The sequence below is a fragment of the Novosphingobium sp. KN65.2 genome, assembly GCF_001368935.1.
Lineage (GTDB): Bacteria > Pseudomonadota > Alphaproteobacteria > Sphingomonadales > Sphingomonadaceae > Novosphingobium > Novosphingobium mathurense.
In genome coordinates this window covers 33,073-50,556 of record NZ_CCBH010000149.1, presented here as the reverse complement: position 1 = coordinate 50,556, position 17,484 = coordinate 33,073, and the positions used below count along the sequence as shown (strand labels likewise).

At 62.7% G+C, this 17,484-nt stretch carries 18 protein-coding genes; 12 read left to right on the top strand and 6 right to left on the bottom strand.

The features are described from left to right. Window positions 1–178 precede the first annotated feature (178 nt). Complete coding sequence (locus SPHV1_RS11750; protein ID WP_054946242.1) at window positions 179–1,219, top strand: YihY/virulence factor BrkB family protein; 1,041 nt, start codon at window positions 179–181, stop codon at window positions 1,217–1,219. Here SPHV1_RS11750 and SPHV1_RS11745 read toward each other — a convergent pair. Together SPHV1_RS11745 and SPHV1_RS11740 are read right to left on the bottom strand one after the other, a co-directional pair. Further along, the gene (locus SPHV1_RS11745) at window positions 1,207–2,037 is read right to left on the bottom strand and encodes a kinase (RefSeq protein ID WP_082430971.1); all 831 of its coding nucleotides are present in this window, start codon (window positions 2,035–2,037) and stop codon (window positions 1,207–1,209) included. The genes SPHV1_RS11750 and SPHV1_RS11745 overlap by 13 nt on opposite strands. Further along, window positions 2,034–2,567, bottom strand: a complete 534-nt coding sequence (locus tag SPHV1_RS11740) for an MEKHLA domain-containing protein (protein WP_231634644.1) — start codon at window positions 2,565–2,567, stop codon at window positions 2,034–2,036. The genes SPHV1_RS11745 and SPHV1_RS11740 overlap by 4 nt, the downstream gene beginning before the upstream one ends. A gap of 119 nt (window positions 2,568–2,686) precedes the next feature. Here SPHV1_RS11740 and ribB point away from each other — a divergent pair, with 119 nt between their 5' ends. The 4 genes from ribB to SPHV1_RS11725 all read left to right on the top strand — a co-directional run bounded on the left by ribB (window position 2,687) and on the right by SPHV1_RS11725 (window position 5,761). Further along, a complete protein-coding gene (ribB, locus tag SPHV1_RS11735; RefSeq protein ID WP_054946227.1) occupies window positions 2,687–4,000 on the top strand; it encodes a 3,4-dihydroxy-2-butanone-4-phosphate synthase in 1,314 nt (437 codons plus the stop codon). Between the two features lies 1 nt (window position 4,001). Continuing rightward, entirely contained in the window at window positions 4,002–4,424 is a 423-nt protein-coding gene (ribH, locus tag SPHV1_RS11730) for a 6,7-dimethyl-8-ribityllumazine synthase (RefSeq protein ID WP_054946226.1), read from the top strand. Between the two features lie 405 nt (window positions 4,425–4,829). Next, window positions 4,830–5,024: a hypothetical protein gene (locus SPHV1_RS24990; protein WP_139383893.1), complete on the top strand. Its 195-nt coding sequence runs from the start codon at window positions 4,830–4,832 to the stop codon at window positions 5,022–5,024. A gap of 170 nt (window positions 5,025–5,194) precedes the next feature. Beyond that, entirely contained in the window at window positions 5,195–5,761 is a 567-nt protein-coding gene (locus SPHV1_RS11725) for a MarR family transcriptional regulator (protein ID WP_054946225.1), read from the top strand. Between the two features lie 123 nt (window positions 5,762–5,884). Here SPHV1_RS11725 and eno read toward each other — a convergent pair whose 3' ends face one another. After that, on the bottom strand, window positions 5,885–7,171 hold the full coding sequence (gene eno / locus SPHV1_RS11720; protein WP_054946224.1) for a phosphopyruvate hydratase: 1,287 nt from the start codon (window positions 7,169–7,171) through the stop codon (window positions 5,885–5,887). A gap of 174 nt (window positions 7,172–7,345) precedes the next feature. Here eno and SPHV1_RS11715 point away from each other — a divergent pair, with 174 nt between their 5' ends. The 5 genes from SPHV1_RS11715 to SPHV1_RS11695 all read left to right on the top strand — a co-directional run bounded on the left by SPHV1_RS11715 (window position 7,346) and on the right by SPHV1_RS11695 (window position 9,516). Further along, window positions 7,346–7,915 carry a hypothetical protein gene (locus SPHV1_RS11715; protein ID WP_054946223.1) on the top strand — a complete coding sequence of 190 codons (570 nt, stop codon included), beginning with the start codon at window positions 7,346–7,348 and terminating at the stop codon, window positions 7,913–7,915. 28 nt (window positions 7,916–7,943) lie between these two features. Beyond that, the gene (locus SPHV1_RS11710; protein ID WP_054946222.1) at window positions 7,944–8,324 is read left to right on the top strand and encodes a phage holin family protein; all 381 of its coding nucleotides are present in this window, start codon (window positions 7,944–7,946) and stop codon (window positions 8,322–8,324) included. A 4-nt stretch (window positions 8,325–8,328) separates the two neighbouring features. After that, on the top strand, window positions 8,329–8,646 hold the full coding sequence (locus SPHV1_RS11705) for a hypothetical protein (protein WP_054946221.1): 318 nt from the start codon (window positions 8,329–8,331) through the stop codon (window positions 8,644–8,646). Beyond that, window positions 8,639–9,166, top strand: a complete 528-nt coding sequence (locus tag SPHV1_RS11700) for a hypothetical protein (protein ID WP_054946220.1) — start codon at window positions 8,639–8,641, stop codon at window positions 9,164–9,166. The genes SPHV1_RS11705 and SPHV1_RS11700 overlap by 8 nt, the downstream gene beginning before the upstream one ends. A gap of 128 nt (window positions 9,167–9,294) precedes the next feature. Next, window positions 9,295–9,516, top strand: coding sequence for a DUF4170 domain-containing protein (locus SPHV1_RS11695; protein ID WP_054946219.1), 222 nt, complete (start codon window positions 9,295–9,297; stop codon window positions 9,514–9,516). A gap of 93 nt (window positions 9,517–9,609) precedes the next feature. Here the strand turns inward: SPHV1_RS11695 and greA are convergent, their stop codons facing one another. The 3 genes from greA to carA form a co-directional block, all read right to left on the bottom strand. After that, on the bottom strand, window positions 9,610–10,086 hold the full coding sequence (gene greA / locus SPHV1_RS11690) for a transcription elongation factor GreA (protein WP_054946218.1): 477 nt from the start codon (window positions 10,084–10,086) through the stop codon (window positions 9,610–9,612). A 103-nt stretch (window positions 10,087–10,189) separates the two neighbouring features. Beyond that, window positions 10,190–13,513 carry a carbamoyl-phosphate synthase large subunit gene (gene carB / locus SPHV1_RS11685; protein ID WP_054946217.1) on the bottom strand — a complete coding sequence of 1,108 codons (3,324 nt, stop codon included), beginning with the start codon at window positions 13,511–13,513 and terminating at the stop codon, window positions 10,190–10,192. Between the two features lie 234 nt (window positions 13,514–13,747). Continuing rightward, the gene (carA, locus tag SPHV1_RS11680; RefSeq protein ID WP_054946216.1) at window positions 13,748–14,914 is read right to left on the bottom strand and encodes a glutamine-hydrolyzing carbamoyl-phosphate synthase small subunit; all 1,167 of its coding nucleotides are present in this window, start codon (window positions 14,912–14,914) and stop codon (window positions 13,748–13,750) included. A gap of 159 nt (window positions 14,915–15,073) precedes the next feature. On the opposite strand from carA, the gene SPHV1_RS11675 reads away from it, so the two are divergent. Both SPHV1_RS11675 and dnaG read left to right on the top strand, forming a co-directional pair. Then, the gene (locus SPHV1_RS11675) at window positions 15,074–15,526 is read left to right on the top strand and encodes a GatB/YqeY domain-containing protein (protein ID WP_054946215.1); all 453 of its coding nucleotides are present in this window, start codon (window positions 15,074–15,076) and stop codon (window positions 15,524–15,526) included. A gap of 30 nt (window positions 15,527–15,556) precedes the next feature. Next, the gene (gene dnaG / locus SPHV1_RS11670) at window positions 15,557–17,455 is read left to right on the top strand and encodes a DNA primase (RefSeq protein ID WP_054946214.1); all 1,899 of its coding nucleotides are present in this window, start codon (window positions 15,557–15,559) and stop codon (window positions 17,453–17,455) included. Window positions 17,456–17,484: the final 29 nt, after the last annotated feature.

Sequence of the window (17,484 nt, the reverse complement as noted above, 5' to 3'; positions counted from 1 at the left end):
GGCGCGGAAAGGAAACGTCGATCGCGCAGCCGCCGGGAACAAGGCGAATTGCGATCCATTAGCCAAGGCATGAACTTTACGACGAATCTTCCCCTCTTGAAGCCGGATCGGACGGCTTTTCCTGAAATTCCCTATCGCATTGCAACAGGGAAAGTTCCCCGTAAGATTCGACAAGATCATGGAAACTAGCACGACGCCCCCTGCAACGCAGCCCGGAGCTGACGCAAACTCCCCCTGGGGGCTGCCGCTCTCGGCCTGGGGACGCGTGTTCAAGCGGGTCTGGATCATGAGCGGGTTTCACGAACTGGGCCTGCTCTCGGCGGGCCTGGCCTTCTATTCCTTCCTTGCCCTCACGCCGCTGATCGCGGCGACGGTCATGATCTATGGGCTGATCGGCGACGTCGAGACTGTGCAGGGCCAGATGGAACGCATTGCCCGGGTGGTCCCGCCGGAAGTCGCGCACGTTCTCGAGCAGCAGTTGCTGCAGATCGTCTCGACCAGTTCGGGCGTGACCGGGCTGGCCCTGTTCATCGCCCTGCTTTTCGCGATCTTCGGCGGCATGCGCGCGGCCAACGGCATGATCAGCGCGCTCAACATCATCAACGAAGAGCATGAAACGCGCGGCATCCTCACCACGATGCTGCGCGCCGCCTCGCTCACTTTCGCCGCGGTCCTGATCGCGCTGACCGGAATACTGGCCGGGGGCGTCTTCGCCTGGCTGCAGACCCAGACGAAAGTGTACCTCGGGGCATCCACGCAGATGCTGTTCAAGACCCTGACCTGGTCGGTCGCCGTGGCCCTTGGCAGCGCCGGCTTTGCCCTGATCATGCGCTATGGACCCGATCGGCGCCCGGCCAAGTGGCGCTGGCTGACACCGGGCGCCCTGCTGGCCACGCTTCTGTGGATCGCGGTGTCCTTCGGCTTCTCGCTCTATGTCGCGTACATCAGCGACTATAACGCGACATACGGATCGCTGTCGGCCATCGTCGTATTCCTGATGTGGCTGTTCCTGTCGGCACATGGAGCGCTGGTCGGTGCCTTGCTCAATGCCGAAATCGAACGGCAAACCTTTCGCGACACGACCATCGGACCGGACCGCCCGCCCGGTCAGCGCGGTGCAATTCTTGCCGACGTGATCGACAGCACCATTCCCTCTGTAAGCGAACTGGAAGGACGCAAGCGCCGACGCGGCGATATCGCCCGCCATCAGGCCGACTGATTTGTCCTGATGGAGATCGGATGACGCTGTTCGTCCATCTGAATGACCAAGTCCGCGCGCGCCGGCATTTCCTGCAGGATGTAGCGGGTCAGCCGCTCGTAGTGGCTGATGAACCGCGCGATCCCCGCTTCGTCCATGACTGCGGCTCCGGACGCCGCACTCCGTGCCAGATCGCGCTCCTGTTCCAGACGCCAGCCGTGCACGACCTCGAACCCCGGGGCCGCGAGCAGGACAAGGCGATCGAGCCTTGCGAACAGTGCCGCATAACTGCCCGCCAAGGCAGCGTTGACATAACGGCGCCAGCGTCCGTCTCCGTCCTCGCGTTCCTCCAGAGCGTTCACCGGCGCAGCCAGATCCGCTTCGCTCTGAGGGACCGCGCCGACGCACCAGCCCTCGAATATCAGCACCTCGCATCCTTCGGGCGCTCGCGGCCAATCGGCTCTTGCCGCCCGGTCGTCCTGCGCCTTGTCGAATCGCGGCAATGCCGCAGCCTCGCCCCTCGCCAGTGCATCCATGACCTCTTGGCCGAGCGTCACGTCATGCGTCCCGGGGACGCCCCGCGTTGCAAGCAGCGGATGAACGGTGCGCGCAAGCTCTTCGCGCGCTCCCCGCGTCAGATAGATGTCATCGATGGAAAACCCGGCACAGCGCAGTCCCTCTCCCGTACAGGTCGCGATCACGGCCTCGGCCAGCGTGGTCTTCCCGCTGCCTTGCGCCCCGCACAGGCCGATAACGACCGGGCGATGCTCCACCGCAAGCAAAGCCGCATGGACCTGATCCATTACTGCGCCGACCAGGCTTGGATTTGCCTTGCTCATGGAACGAATGTCGCCGCTTGCCCCTGAACGCACCCTTGCGCATCGATCAGGTTCCAGACCACCGCCGGACCGATCCGAAAGCGCTTTCCTGTCGCCGTGATGCGCACGCCGGCATAGTCATCGATAAAGCCTTGCGTCTTCACCCGGTCGAGCAGGGCCTGCCGCTCCTCGCGCAACGGGGCCTCGGCAGAAAGGCGCGAAGGCATGGCGGTAAAACTGGCAACATCACTTTCAAAGACGGCGATGGCGCAGGCATTGCCGAAAAAGAAGACAGGATCCGGTTCGGTCCCGTGCGCCAAGAGGGCGAAACGTGCATTCCACAGGCCGGCAACGATATCGTCGCACTGCGGGATCAACGGCTTGCCGATCAGGCGATGGTAGCTCGATGCCAGCAGCGCGATCCGTTCCGCCCGCGCGGGTTCGCGAAAGAGCGCGGGCACTTCATCCGTCTTCGACACTGACACTTTGAACTTCCCGATCTTTCCTGCCACCGTCCGGTCTGGCAGAGCAAGCATGACGGCGATGGTCATGCAACCCTCTCCGACAGCCATGCCAACGATCACGGCATCGCACATCATAATCACACTTGAATTACGATGTGAAAAGTTCATATCATCCGCACATCATAATGTGACAAACGGTGATTCCCATGTCTGGCAACATAATCGAACAAGTCCGCAAGCTCGTGACGGAGGGCGGAATGAGCAAGGCCGGTCTCGCCCGTGCCGCCGGCCTCCACGCAAATACCCTGCGCGATTGCACCGAGCCGGACTGGAACCCCACCGCCGACACCCTCGGCAAGCTCGAACGCGCCCTTTTCTCGAACGACGACCGCCAGGTCCTCGTATCGATCGAGGAAATCATCGAAGAAGCGCGCAACGGCCGCATGTTCATCCTCGTCGACAATGAGGACCGCGAGAATGAAGGCGATCTCGTCATTCCCGCGCAAATGGCAACTCCGTCAGCGATCAACTTCATGGCCACCCATGGCCGCGGCCTGATCTGCCTTTCGCTCACCAGCGAACGCGTCTCCCAGCTCGGCCTCAACCTGATGAGCCAGAACAACGGCACCCGTCACGAGACCGCATTCACCACCTCGATCGAGGCGCGCGAAGGCGTCACCACCGGTATTTCCGCCGGCGACCGCGCCCGCACCATCAGCGTTGCCATCGACGGCACCAAGACCAAGGACGATATCGTCACCCCCGGCCATGTCTTCCCGCTGCGCGCCCGCGATGGCGGCGTTCTCGTACGCGCCGGCCACACCGAGGCAGCCGTCGACATCTCGCGCCTTGCCGGTCTCAACCCCTCGGGTGTGATTTGCGAGATAATGCGCGACGACGGGACGATGGCGCGCATGGATGACCTCATGACCTTCGCGCGCATGCACGATCTCAAGATCGGCACGATCCGCGACCTCATCGCCTATCGCCGCAAGCATGACCGCCTTGTCGAAACCAAGAACGAAGTGACGTTCGAAAGCCGCTACGGCGGACACTGGATCGCGCGCAGCTACAACAACAAGGCAACCGGCGATGAAACCATCGCCCTGATCAAGGGCCGCATCGACCCCACCAAGCCGACGCTCGTGCGCATGCACACGCTCTCGGTCTTCTCCGATGTCCTTGGCGAGACTTCGGAGGAACGCGGAGAGCTGCTGCACCGCTCGATGGAAATGATTGCCGAGGAAGGTGCCGGCGTTATCGTCATCATCAACCGTCCGATGAACCGCCTGATGTCGCGCATCATGGAAATCAGGAAGCAGGCGCACGCCGGACAGACGCCGGACCTCGAGGAACTGCGCGACTACGGCGTAGGCGCACAGATCCTTGCCGAACTCGGCATCCACGACATGATCCTGCTTACCAACACCCACCATTCGCTCGTCGCGCTGGAAGGCTATGGCCTCAACATCGTGAGCGAACGCGCCATTCCTGCGCATGCAACCGAAGGAGCGAAGTGAAATGGCCCGTTTCCTGATCGTCGAAGCCCGCTTTTACGACCACCTCAACGACATGCTCGTCGCCGGCGCCAGCGAGGCGCTCAAGGCGGCCGGGCACAAGGCCGACGTCATCACCGTCCCCGGCGCGCTGGAAATCCCCGGCGCGATCTCGCTGGCAGATGCCGCGGGCGACTATGACGGCTACGTTGCGATCGGCGTCGTCATCCGCGGCGAAACCTACCACTTCGAAATCGTCGCCGGCGAAAGCGCGCGCGGCATCATGGCACTGACGATGGACGGCATTGCCATCGGCAACGGCATCCTGACTGTAGAGAACGAGGAGCAGGCGCTGGTCAGAGCCGACCCGGCACAGAAGGACAAGGGCGGCGAAGCGGCCAAGGCTGCCATTGCCCTGCTCGAACTGCGCGAGCGTTTCGGCAGCTGATCTTGCAGGCGAAGTTCCGACGCCGTCCTCAGGCGTCGGAACTTCGTCAAACGCTTCACCTGCCCCCAAATGCCATTCCCGCCAGACTCAGCGTCTATTGACTGGTGTTTTCACTTATAAAAAAACAATACCGAGAGAACATCCAAGCGAATTTATCGCAAATTTGAGGTCAATAGGGAAACAGACCTACCTCTTACAATCTGTTCACTAATGGAACATTGCAATATATACTGTTTCAACTTGGATGGTTTGCTGTAGTCGACCCGAAGATCACGATGAATTAAGATCCTGATCGGAGCCATCTGGCAAAGGAGTCGAACCACGCGGAAAAGCGCCTCGACTGTCCGCCCTTCGGCGTCGTTCAGGTCTGCGAGGCAAGTGCCTTGTTCCACGGAGGTCGCTGAGTTGAACAGGAAAACTTGCGCTGCAGGACTCATCCCCGCGCTGGAAGACATGCTTGTCGAACTGGACCAGTTGGACGTCCCGGTCGCCGCAGCCCATCTCGATACAGCCATCGCGCTGCTCGCCAGATCCTTCAATATCGAAAGAAGTCCGTCCAAATTGGACGAAGCTGCGCGAGACGATCTCGCCACGGCGTGACATTGATCACCCCGGGTTGCGGCACCGAGAAAGAAAACCGAGCCGGAACAAGTTTTTGGCACGGCTGATCCTGGGTTCCGCAAACGTGGGTTCAATCGCCGCGGATCACGGTATCGCAAGGACCATTGGCTCCTTGCGCGATCCCGGCAGGCAATGGGTGATCGCCGTCGATGGACATGTCAGACCAGCTGATGCGCAATCGCGCCAAGGCCATTCGACTGATCGGCATAGCCAACGAACTCCTGGCCATGGCGCGCGAACTGGAAATCGGGCAGCCGATAGCCGGGGATCCTTTCGCGACGGACAGCCTGGAGGGCGCGCCCGGGCGCTTCAGGGAAGTCGCCAGCAAGGACCACCCCATCTGGGTGGAACTTGCCCGACAGGCCTATGAAGACAGGCGGCGCAGATCGAAGATCTTCCAGGCGGACGCTCTCTTCGGAGAACCGGCGTGGGACATACTGCTCGACCTGTTCATCGCCGCAAAGGAACGCCGCCGCGTCTCGGTGACAAGCGCCTGCATCGGCTCCGCCGTCCCATCGACCACGGCCCTGCGCTGGATCACCATTCTTGAAAAGCACCAGCTCCTGCAGCGCGAAGCCGATCCCGGCGATGCGCGCAGGGTATACGTCCGCCTCAGCGCCCGCGGTTATGCGGCCATGCTGGAGTATTTTGCAGCTTCATCACGCTCGGTCGTGCTGCTGGACGATCCGAGCCCCCACTTCGCTGCCGCGCGATAGAAAAAGCAGGCACCCCCGCCCTTTCCGCCCCCCTTGGAAGGGAGAACCTGTACGCGCCCGGCAGCGCCGGGCGACTGCTCCAGCCCATGTGGAGCAGTCGCCCGGACCTACCTTATCCGCCTATCAGAAGTTCAGGCGACCGAATGCAGCGGCACCGGCATAGCGGGCCGCATTACCCAGCTCTTCCTCGATGCGGATGAGCTGGTTGTACTTGGCAAGCCGGTCAGAACGGGCCAGCGAACCGGTCTTGATCTGACCGCAGTTGGTGGCAACCGCGAGATCGGCAATGGTCGAATCCTCGGTCTCGCCCGAACGGTGCGACATGACCGCGGTGTAACCTGCGCGGTTCGCGATCGACACGGCTTCAAGCGTCTCGGTCAGCGAGCCGATCTGGTTCACCTTGACCAGCAGCGAGTTGGCAAGGCCCTGCTCGATACCCATGCTCAGCCGCTTGGGGTTGGTCACGAAAAGGTCGTCACCGACGAGCTGGACCTTGTGGCCGACCTTTTCGGTCAAGGCCTTCCAGCCTTCGAAATCGTCCTCGCTCATGCCGTCCTCGACCGAGATGATCGGGTAGGCGTCGCACAGGTCGGCCAGGTAGTCCGCAAAGGCGACCGGGTCGAGCGAGAGGCCCTCGCCGCTGATCTCGTACTTGCCGTTCTTGAAGAACTCGGTCGAAGCGCAGTCCAACGCGAGCTGGATGTCGGTGCCGGGCTTGAAGCCGGCCTTCTCGATCGAGGCCATCACGAAGTCGAGCGCGTCGCGGGTGCTGGCAAGGTTGGGCGCGAAACCGCCTTCATCGCCGACCGCCGTGGCGAGGCCCTTTTCCGAAAGGCCTTTCTTGAGCGTGTGGAACACCTCTGCGCCCCAGCGCACGGCCTCGGCGATCGAGTCCGCGCCGACCGGCATGATCATGAATTCCTGGAAGTCGATCGGGTTGTCGGCATGTTCGCCGCCATTGATGATGTTCATCATCGGCACCGGCAGGACATGCGCCGACACGCCGCCGACATAGGAATAGAGCGGCAGGCCGCGGGCGTTGGCGGCGGCCTTGGCAGCGGCAAGGCTGGTCCCGAGGATGGCGTTGGCGCCAAGGCGGGCCTTGTTCTCGGTGCCGTCGAGAGCGATCATCGTCAGGTCGAGATCGCGCTGGTCTTCGGCATCGAGACCGACGAGCGCTTCGGCGATTTCGCCATTCACCGCATCAACGGCCTTGAGCACGCCCTTGCCGAGGTAACGGCCCTTGTCGCCGTCGCGCAGTTCGACCGCTTCGTGGGCACCGGTCGACGCGCCCGAAGGTACCGCCGCGCGGCCGAAGCTGCCGTCTTCGAGCAGGACGTCGACTTCCACGGTCGGATTGCCGCGGCTGTCCAGGATTTCACGGCCATGAATATCGATGATCGCGGTCATTTGAGCTGAACTCCTCCTTGTGGCGCCTCACTGCGCCTTTGGCCGGCGTCTTAGCAGGGGAACTCCGCCTGACAAGTTGCGTTGGGGATGTATAGGCAAGATGTGTTACTCTGTATGCGCACCGCCTATATGGGGATAGTCCCGGCGAACGGGAAACGAAGGAAGGATAGACGTATGGCCGAACCTACCGCTACCACCGGAAACGAAGCCGAATCCGCCAGGAATCACTTTGCCAAGGCCATGGAAGAGGCCAAGGCCGGCGCACAGGCTCTCGGCAAGGAAGCCCAGGCGCGCGCCGAGGAATATCGCGGAAAGCTGACCCAGGCGACGAATGAATGGTCAAGCGAGGCAAAGACGCGTTCGGACGAAGCGCGGACCAAGGCCAATGACTATGCCGCCGAAGCACGCGAGAAAGCCAGCGCCTATGCCGCTGACGCAAAGGTCAAGGCCGCCGACCTTGCCAATGAAGGCAAGGCCCGCACCAGCCAGGCCATGGTCGGCCTGTCGAAGATGATCGACGAGAACGTCCACCTGATCGACGAGAAAGTCGGCCCCAAGTATGGTGACTATGCCCGCACCGCTTCGAAGTCGATGCAGGATGCCGCCACGAAGCTCGATGAAAAGTCGCTCGACGACCTGGGTGAAGATGCCAAGGAATTCGTGCGCACCAGCCCGGGACTTGCCGTTGGCATGGCCGTGGCCGCCGGTTTCCTGTTCGGGCGCATGTTCAAGAAGAGCAAGTGACGGCGCCGGGCAAGACTGACTGATCAGAATGGCCGAAGCCCAATCCGAACTCGTTGCTCCACCCGATGAGGTGGAGACGGTGACACTTACCGAAGATCTGCGCCAACTGGCGCAGGATGCCCGGATGCTGGCCGAGGCGGAATTCGCCTTCCAGAAGACCCGCGCAGCCTATGCCAGTTCCGAGGCCAAGGGTATCGCCCTGCTAGGCTTGATCGCGCTCGTGTTGCTGTTCTTTGCGGTCATGGCCCTGGTCGTTGGCGCTGTGATTGCCCTCGGGCCAGTTCTGGGTCCGTGGGGCGCCATGGTGGCGGTCACCGGAGCACTGGTGCTGATCTCCGCCATCTGCGCACTTTCCGCCAAGGCGCGGCTCAGGAACATGCTGACCGCCATTTCCGACAGCAGGGGATAGACTGATGGGCAACCTAGCCCGCAAGCTTGAGGCGGACAGGGCCGTCCGCGATGCCGCGCGCGCAACATTCGATGCACGCTACGGTGCGATCAAGGCCGACATGGAGGAGCGCGGCATCGCCGGGCGCGTGATCGATGAGACGCTCGAGCAAGCCAGGGACATGTTCGACGAAGCGGTCGACGTGGCCGAGAGCAATCCGGGCGTAGTCGGGGGAACCTTGGCCGCCCTCATGCTTTGGTTTTTGAGGAACCCGATCAAGGCCTGGTTCGACACCCTGCTCGGCCCGGAAGCGAAATGGAAGAAGGAAGCGGACAATGACTGACAGCGATCCCAACACCCCGGAGATCCCGACCAGTGCAACTGGTGCGAACAACGTCGTTCCGCTTACTCCGGCAAAGGCAGATCCCAGTCCGCGTGAGAAGGTCGTGGGCTTCGTCAAGAAGCACCCGGTAATCACCGTGGCTGGCGGCCTTGCCCTGGGCGTAGCTGCAAGCGCCCTGCTGCCCCGCAAGGCAGGCCGCAAACTTGTGGGCCGCGCCGCAAAGCTCGCCGAAGCAGCCGGAGCCGCGACGGTCATGTTCGGTCGGGATACCTCGGAAAAGGCACAGGAACTGGGCGCCGACGCCAGGGAAACCGCGGGCAAGCTGGCAAGCACTGCAGAAATGGCGACCAGCGCCACGGCCGCGAGCATCGAAAAGTTTGCACTTGCCGCCATCGCGGCCGCCAGCGCATTCGGCCGCGCCACGGCAAAGAAGGCCGGGAAGGTTGGCGAGGCTGCGGCTGAAAAGGGGCACGAGATTGTCGACCGGGCCGGCGAACTTAAAAAGCGGGCCAAGCGCTGACTTCTGCGTTATTGCTAACGCTTCGCAACTGCAAAGATAGCGCGATCAGCGATGTGATGAAGCCTTGCCCTTGCTCCTGTCCAAAATTATAGGAACGCTCACTCCCAACAGGAAAGCGGTCCTCTCCCATGCAGAAGCTTCACCTTGTCATGGGCGGCCGGGTTTCGGACCCGCGCAGCCTTGAATTCTCCGATCTCAAGAACGTCGACCTCGTCGGCGTCTATCCCGACTATGCCTCGGCCGAGGAAGCCTGGCGCTCGAATGCCCAGCGCACTGTCGACGATGCGGAAATGAAGTACGTGATCGTACACCTGCACCGTCTGCTCGAGCCGAACCTGCCCGAAGGCTGATCCCCTTCGAGCAAAGCTCAAACGAACAAAGGCCGGCGATTTCGCCGGCCTTTTTCGTATCCGTTAGCGGCCGGGACGCTACCGTCCCTGCCCTCAGATGAATTCGATTTTCTGCACGAGGTAGAACTTGTCGCCCGAAGGGACGGTCACTTCCACTTCATCTTCGACCTGACGCCCGATCAGTGCCTTGCCGAGCGGCGAGTTGTAGCTGATGCGCCCGATCTTCGCGTCTGCCTCGTAAGGGCCGACGATCTGGTACTTTACCGGCTTCTCGTCATCGTCGAGCAGGGTCACGGTCGCGCCGAAGATCACCTTGGAGCCCGAGAGGCTCTTGGGATCGACGATCTGCGCGCGGCTGACCTTGTCTTCCAGATCGGCAATGGTCGCCTCGACCTGGCCCTGACGTTCCTTGGCCGCGTGATACTCTGCATTTTCGGAAAGATCGCCATGCGCACGCGCTTCCTCGATGGCATCGACGATCCGCGGACGTTCCTCGCGCAGGGCCTTCAGCTCTGCGGTCAGCCTCTCATACCCTTCGGCGAGCATGGGCAGCTTTTCTATACTGGCCATCAATAATTCCTCCTGTTGCCTCCCTTGCCGCAGACTACTCGCCTGTCCCGTCCCTTCAGGCACGGGGGCCGATCTGCAGCGATGTGGGGAGGCAAGATCGATTTCAGTTATAATAATCCTGCAACGAACGCACTTCAAGCTGGCTCCCGCGAATCGTCGCAATTGCTTCGCTTGCAGCCACGCTTGCAGCAGCCGTGGTGAAGATCGAAACCTTCGCCGTCAGCGCCGATGCGCGGATCGACTGCGAGTCCTTCAGGCTCTGCCAACCTTCGGTGGTGTTGAAGATCAGCGAGATTTCACCATCGATGATCTTGTCGACGATGTGCGGACGACCTTCGGCCACCTTGTTCACCATCTCGACCGGAATACCCGCATCGGCGAGGTACTTTTGCGTGCCGGAGGTAGCGATAATGCGGAAGCCCTCGTCCACCAGTTTGCGCACGGCCGGAAGGATATGCGGCTTGTCGCTGTTCTTCACCGAAACGAAGGCAGTGCCTTCGGTCGGCAGACGCATGCCAGCGCCGAGCTGTGCCTTGGCGAATGCGGTCGGATAATCGGTATCGATACCCATAACTTCGCCGGTCGACTTCATTTCCGGGCTCAGCACGGGGTCGACGCCAGGGAAGCGCGCGAAGGGGAACACCGCTTCCTTCACCGCGACATAGTCCAGCTTGCGCTTGAACGGCGGGAAGTCGGCGAGCTTTTCGCCCGCCATTACGCGCGCGGCGATCTTGGCGACCGGCTGGCCGATGGCCTTGGCGACGAAAGGCACGGTACGCGAAGCACGCGGGTTCACCTCGATCAGGTAGACCTCGCCGTCCTTGACCGCGAACTGCACGTTCATCAGACCGCGCACACCAAGTCCATTGGCAAGAGCCTCGGCCTGGCGCTCCATCTCCTCGATGATCTCGTCGGGCAGACTGTAGGGCGGGATCGTGCAGGCGCTGTCGCCCGAGTGGATGCCCGCTTCCTCGATGTGCTGCATGACGCCGGCAACGACGACCTGGTCACCGTCGCACAGGGCATCGACGTCGCACTCGATCGCGTCGCGCAGGTACTGGTCGATCAGCACCGGGCTATCGCCAGAGACCTGCACGGCCGTGGCGATGTAGTCGTCGAGCTGCTGTTCGCTGTCGACGATCTCCATGGCGCGGCCGCCCAGCACGTAGCTGGGACGGGTCAGGACCGGGTAGCCGATGCGGTTGGCGACTGCCACGGCCTCGTCTCGGCTGCGGGCGATGCCGTTGGCCGGCTGCTTGAGCCCGAGCCTCTCGACCAGAGCGGCGAAACGCTCACGGTCTTCGGCAAGGTCGATCGCATCGGGCGACGTGCCCAGGATCGGAATGCCAGCCTTCTCGAGCGCATCGGCGAGCTTGAGCGGAGTCTGACCGCCGAACTGCACGATGACGCCGACGAGTTCGCCATTCTGCTGCTCGACGCGCAGGATTTCCAGCACGTCCTCAGCCGTCAGCGGCTCGAAATAGAGGCGATCGGAGGTGTCGTAGTCGGTCGAGACGGTCTCGGGATTGCAGTTGACCATGATCGTCTCGAAGCCGGCTTCGGCAAGCGCGAAGCAGGCGTGAACGCAGCAGTAGTCGAACTCGATGCCCTGGCCGATGCGGTTGGGACCGCCGCCGAGAATGACGATCTTCCTGCGATCGGACGGCATTGCCTCGTCCTCGGGCTTACCGAAGAACGGAGCCTCATAGGTCGAGTACATGTAAGGCGTGATCGCCTCGAACTCGGCCGCGCACGAGTCGATGCGCTTGAAGACCGGGTGGACGCCGAGCTTGGTGCGCAGCTGGCGCACTTCGTCCTCGCTGGTCGCACCGGCCATGGCGCGCAGGGCATCGTGAAGCAGGCCCGAACGCTTCGCCTGGGTTTCTCCAAGACCGCCCGCGACATGGACCGAGCGCACCGCAAGGGTGGCAAGGCGCTTGTCCGAGAAGCCCATGGCCTTGAGGTTGCGCAGCCCGGCCGCATCGATCGGCAGGCCGTCCTTCATGATCTTCGCTTCTTCCGCGACGATCTCTTCGATGTGGCGCAGGAACCACTTGTCGTAGAAGGTGATCGCGTGGATCTCTTCCACGGTGAAACCTTCGCGCATCGCCTGGGCAACGTTGAGCAGACGGTCCGGCGTCGCCTTCGAGAGCGCTGCAGTGATCGTGTCGCGCCCGGCGCCTTCAAGCTCCGGCACGCGGTTGAAGCCATCAAGGCCGGTTTCGAGGCCGCGCAGGGCCTTCTGCATCGATTCCTTGATGTTGCGGCCGATCGCCATGACCTCACCGACCGACTTCATCGCCGTGGTCAGTTCGGGCTTGGAGCCCTTGAACTTCTCGAAGGCGAAGCGCGGGATCTTGGTGACGACGTAGTCGATGGTCGGCTCGAACGAAGCCGGTGTGGCGCCGGTGATCTCGTTCATGATCTCGTCGAGCGTATAGCCTACTGCCAGCTTGGCCGCGACGCGCGCGATCGGGAAGCCGGTCGCCTTCGAAGCGAGGGCCGAAGAGCGCGAGACGCGCGGGTTCATCTCGATGACGATGAGGCGGCCGTCCTTCGGGTTCACTGCGAACTGCACGTTCGAGCCGCCGGTTTCGACGCCGATCTCGCGCAGCACCTCGATAGAGGCGGTGCGCATGATCTGGTATTCCTTGTCGGTCAGCGTCAGCGCCGGGGCGACGGTGATCGAGTCGCCTGTGTGGACGCCCATCGGGTCGACGTTCTCGATGGAGCAGATGATGATGCAGTTGTCGTGCCTGTCGCGCACGACCTCCATCTCGTACTCCTTCCAGCCCAGCAGCGATTCCTCGATGAGTACTTCGGTGGTCGGCGAAGCATCGAGGCCCGAACGGACGATCGCTTCGAACTCGGCCTTGTTGTAGGCGACGCCGCCGCCGGTACCGCCGAGCGTGAAGCTGGGGCGGATGATCGAAGGCAGACCGGTGCGCTCCAGAACCGCAAAGGCTTCCTCAAGCGTATGGGCAACGCCCGAGCGCGCGGATTCGAGGCCGATCTTGTCCATCGCCTCGCGGAACCGCTGGCGGTCCTCAGCCTTGTCGATGGCATCGGCGTCGGCGCCGATCATCCTGACGCCGAACTTCTCGAGCGTACCGTCATTGAACAGGGCCAACGCGCAGTTGAGCGCGGTCTGCCCGCCCATCGTCGGCAGCACCGCATCGGGGCGCTCCTTCTCGATGATCTTCGCGACGATCTCGGGCGTGATCGGCTCGACGTAGGTCGCATCGGCCATGTCCGGGTCGGTCATGATCGTGGCGGGGTTCGAGTTCACGAGGATGACTCGGTAGCCCTCTTCCTTGAGCGCCTTGATCGCCTGCGTGCCCGAATAATCGAACTCACACGCCTGGCCGATGATGATGGGACCGGCGCCAATGACGAGGATCGAGGAGATATCTGTGCGCTTGGGCATGGGTTTCCTGCCTTGGAAGTGTGCTTACAGTTAAAGCCGCCCTGAGGCGACCGGGTTGCCGGATGCCGGGACCTGCCAAAGCAGGTCTTCGGCTCCGACCTTGTTTCTTATTCTTGCGACAGCCGGACCGCTTGCCTGTCCGTCATCGCAAGAAATGATCGATTGCGAAACGCCGAGCTTCACGAGATCACTCCGGCAGCCCGGCCGCACCGATCGAGAGGGGCACGCCGGCCTTCAAGCCAGCGAGCCCACGAACTTCTCGAAGAGGTAGAAGCTGTCCTGCGGCCCCGGGCTTGCTTCGGGGTGATACTGGACGCCGAACGCCTTCTTGCCCTTGATCGCGATGCCGCAGTTCGAGCCGTCGAAAAGCGAGACGTGAGTCTCTTCGATGGTGTCGGGCAGCGTCGCATTGTCGACCGCGAAGCCGTGGTTCATCGAGGTGATCTCGACGACGTCGTCGGCAAGGCGCTTGACCGGGTGGTTCGCACCGCGGTGACCCTGGTGCATCTTCGAGGTCTTGGCACCGGCGGCCAGCGCCAGCATCTGGTGACCGAGGCAAATGCCGAAGATCGGCACGTCGCGCTCAAGCAGGCCCTGGATGACGGGAACGGCGTACTTGCCGGTCGCCGCCGGGTCGCCCGGGCCGTTGGAAAGGAACACGCCTTCGGGCTTCAGCTCGAGCACCTGCTCCAGCGTTGCCTCGGCGGGAACCACCGTCACGCGTGCACCGGCCTTCACCAGGTTGCGGAAGATGTTGTCCTTGGCGCCGAAGTCCATGGCCACGACATGCGGGCGCGCGTCACGCGGCGATCGGCCGTAGCCCTGCCCGAGCGTCCAGGTCGAGCCTTCCCAGCCCTCCTGGATTTCGCGGCTGACGATCTTGGCGAGATCCATGCCTTCGAGGCCGGGCCATTCCTGCGCCTTCTTGATCAGAGCAGGGATATCGAACTCGCCCTTGGGATCATGCGCGATCACGGCGTTCGACGCACCCGACAGGCGGATGCGGCGGGTCAGTGCGCGGGTATCGACACCGGCGAGGCCGATCTTGCCCTTGGCTGCGAGCCAGTCGCCAAACTCGCCTTCCGCGCGGAAGTTGGAAGAGGGCGTGACGTCCTCGCGAACGACGCAACCGACGGCGCCGTCGACCTTGGACTCAAGGTCCTCGTCGTTGACGCCGACGTTGCCGATGTGGGGGAACGTGAAAGTGACGATCTGTCCGGCATAGGAAGGATCGGTCATCACTTCCTGGTAACCGGTCATCGAGGTATTGAAGCAAACTTCGCCGACGGCATTGCCGACGGCGCCGAAGCCACGACCCCAGATGACGTGCCCGTCACTCAGTACAAGCACGCCTGTCGCCCCTTCCGGTTTGGGCGCAAGCGAAAATGCGGCGTCGGCCATGGTGGGTCGCTCCGTTTACGGCGTTTCTAACGTTTAGTGCTAAGGCCCACGCGCTAGAGACGCTTGTGCAGCGCGTCAAGGCAGCGGGTGCAAATTGCCGCGCGTCTTGCTAGTTTTATACGCGAAACTAATCGCCAACCTCAGGACAAAAGAAAAACAATGCTTCGTGATTCGATCAAGGCCGCGCAGATTTCCGCGATGAAAGCCGGCGACAAGCCGCGCCTTGCCGCCGTGCGACTCATCCTTGCCAAGATCAAGGACCGCGACATCGAGCTTCGCACCGTCGACAAGAAACCGGACGACGACGACCTCGTGATCGAGGTGCTGCAGAAAATGGTGAAGCAGCGCCGCGAATCGATTCAGCTCTTCGAGGAAGGTGGCCGCCCCGAACGCGCCGCCGACGAACGTGCCGAAATGGTCGTGATCGAAGAGTTCCTTCCCGCCCAGATGTCGGAAGAAGAAACGAAGGCCGCGATCGAATCGATCAAGGCCGAAACCGGAGCGGCAGGCATGAAGGACATGGGCAAGGTCATGGCCGAACTGAAGGCGCGCCACGGCAACCAGCTCGACATGGGCAAGGCCAGCGGCTGGGTGAAGGCGGCGCTGAGCTGACGGTCTTCACAGGAAACGGCGGCACGCTCCGTGCTCACACCGCAATGGCTCGACCAGCTCAGGTCCCGGACGACGCTCTCGGCGTTGATCGGCCGTTCCGTGCGCCTGCAGAAGGCAGGCCGCGAGCACAAGGCGTGCTGCCCGTTCCATAACGAGAAGTCGCCCAGCTTCACCGTCAACGATGAAAAGGGCTTCTATCACTGCTTCGGCTGCGGTGCGCATGGCGATGCGATTCGCTGGATGACCGACCATCAGGGCCTCGCCTTCATGGATGCCGTGAAGGAACTCGCAGCCGAAGCGGGCATGGACGTGCCAGCCCCCGATCCGCGCGCCGCCAAGGCGGCTGAAAAGCGCGACACGCTTCATGACGTGATGCATGCAGCACAGGACTGGTTCGTGCAGAACCTGTCCTCCCCACAGGGCGGGGAAGCCCGCACGTACCTCGCCACGCGCGGGTTCGACGCCCACACCGTCGCCCGCTTCGGCTTCGGCTATGCCCCCGAGGGGCGGCAGGCGATGAAGGAGGCGCTCGGCAAGTTCCCCGAGCCCATGCTGATCGAGGCGGGCCTGCGCATCGCCGTGGAGAACCGCGATCCCTACGATCGCTTCCGCGGGCGCCTGATGCTTCCGATCGAGGACGCGCGCGGCCGGGTCATCGCCTTTGGCGGACGCATTCTCACCAAGGAGAAGACGGACGCCCCCAAGTACCTCAATTCTCCCGACACACCGCTCTTCGACAAGGGCCGCACGCTCTACAACCTGCACCGCGCCGCCCCTGCCGCACGCCAGAGCGGCAGGATGATCGTGGTCGAAGGTTACATGGACGTCATCGCCCTGGCAGCCGCGGGCATCGGCGAATGCGTCGCCCCGCTCGGCACGGCGCTCACCGAACACCAGATCGAAATGCTGTGGCGGCAGGTCGAGACCCCGATCCTGTGCTTCGACGGGGACACCGCAGGCCAGCGTGCGGCCATGCGGGCGATTTCGCGCGCCTTGCCCCTGCTGCGTCCTGCCCATTCCCTGCGCATCGTGCGGCTTCCCGAGGGTCTCGACCCTGACGACCTGATCAAGGCCCGTGGGGTGAAGGCGCTGGAAGAGATTCTCGACAGCGCCCGCAGTCTCGTCGAAGTGCTCTGGGAATTCGAGCGCGATTCGCATCCTCTGGTGACCCCGGAGGACAAGGCGGGCCTGAAGGCACGCCTGATCGAGCATGTCGACGCGATCCAGCACCCCGACATCGCCAGCCTATATCGGCGCGAATTGCTCGACCGCTATTCCGAATTCGCATTCCCCCGCCGCGACAATCGCTGGCAGGGTGGCGGGCAGAAAGGCGGCGGGTTCAACGCCGGCGGATTCAACCGCGGCGGACCGCGCGGCAAATGGAACGAGCGCCCGGCCCCGGCCCCATCCAGCCCCGAATCGATTGAACGGCTCAGACGCCGTTTCGACGCCGGCGCAGGCGGCGGGGCACGCGATGCACTGTCTGCTGCCGTGCTTGCGGGCCTGATCCGCTGGCCCTCGCAGCTGGCCCGCCACGCCGAAGCCCTGGCCCGTACGCCCGGCCTCGACCCCCGGTTCGAGGCCCTGCTTGATTGCTGCGACGCCAAAGACGCGCTTGAAAGCGGCGAGCTTGGCACCATATTGACGGAAAATGGTTTGCAGCCGCCCGGAATCGCGGAATATTCAGGCCTTCGTTTCAGCTTTCTCCATGCAGAAGCAAACGAACAGCAGGCGGTATCCGATCTGGCCCAGGCCATTGATCTCTTGGTAGAGCGTCCGGTTCTGGAGGCGGCTCTGGCTAAAGCAACGGCGCGCTTCGAAAGCGAGTTGTCCGACGAAGCCTTTGCCGAGCAGCAGCGCCTGCTCAAGAGAAAGCTGGAATTTGACAGTCGCCTCAGGCAAATGGCGACAAGACAGGCGGACTCCTGATTGTATAATCGTAGGTGTTCGGCACGAAT

Excerpts from the sequence above, each read along its gene's own strand:
- SPHV1_RS11750 (WP_054946242.1), top strand. The coding sequence starts at position 179 with ATGGAAACTAGCACGACGCCCCCTGCAACGCAGCCCGGAGCTGACGCA.
- SPHV1_RS11745 (WP_082430971.1), bottom strand. The coding sequence starts at position 2,037 with ATGAGCAAGGCAAATCCAAGCCTGGTCGGCGCAGTAATGGATCAGGTC.
- SPHV1_RS11740 (WP_231634644.1), bottom strand. The coding sequence starts at position 2,567 with ATGACCATCGCCGTCATGCTTGCTCTGCCAGACCGGACGGTGGCAGGA.
- ribB (WP_054946227.1), top strand. The coding sequence starts at position 2,687 with ATGTCTGGCAACATAATCGAACAAGTCCGCAAGCTCGTGACGGAGGGC.
- ribH (WP_054946226.1), top strand. The coding sequence starts at position 4,002 with ATGGCCCGTTTCCTGATCGTCGAAGCCCGCTTTTACGACCACCTCAAC.
- SPHV1_RS11725 (WP_054946225.1), top strand. The coding sequence starts at position 5,195 with ATGGACATGTCAGACCAGCTGATGCGCAATCGCGCCAAGGCCATTCGA.
- eno (WP_054946224.1), bottom strand. The coding sequence starts at position 7,171 with ATGACCGCGATCATCGATATTCATGGCCGTGAAATCCTGGACAGCCGC.
- SPHV1_RS11715 (WP_054946223.1), top strand. The coding sequence starts at position 7,346 with ATGGCCGAACCTACCGCTACCACCGGAAACGAAGCCGAATCCGCCAGG.
- SPHV1_RS11710 (WP_054946222.1), top strand. The coding sequence starts at position 7,944 with ATGGCCGAAGCCCAATCCGAACTCGTTGCTCCACCCGATGAGGTGGAG.
- SPHV1_RS11705 (WP_054946221.1), top strand. The coding sequence starts at position 8,329 with ATGGGCAACCTAGCCCGCAAGCTTGAGGCGGACAGGGCCGTCCGCGAT.
- SPHV1_RS11700 (WP_054946220.1), top strand. The coding sequence starts at position 8,639 with ATGACTGACAGCGATCCCAACACCCCGGAGATCCCGACCAGTGCAACT.
- SPHV1_RS11695 (WP_054946219.1), top strand. The coding sequence starts at position 9,295 with ATGCAGAAGCTTCACCTTGTCATGGGCGGCCGGGTTTCGGACCCGCGC.
- greA (WP_054946218.1), bottom strand. The coding sequence starts at position 10,086 with ATGGCCAGTATAGAAAAGCTGCCCATGCTCGCCGAAGGGTATGAGAGG.
- carB (WP_054946217.1), bottom strand. The coding sequence starts at position 13,513 with ATGCCCAAGCGCACAGATATCTCCTCGATCCTCGTCATTGGCGCCGGT.
- carA (WP_054946216.1), bottom strand. The coding sequence starts at position 14,914 with ATGGCCGACGCCGCATTTTCGCTTGCGCCCAAACCGGAAGGGGCGACA.
- SPHV1_RS11675 (WP_054946215.1), top strand. The coding sequence starts at position 15,074 with ATGCTTCGTGATTCGATCAAGGCCGCGCAGATTTCCGCGATGAAAGCC.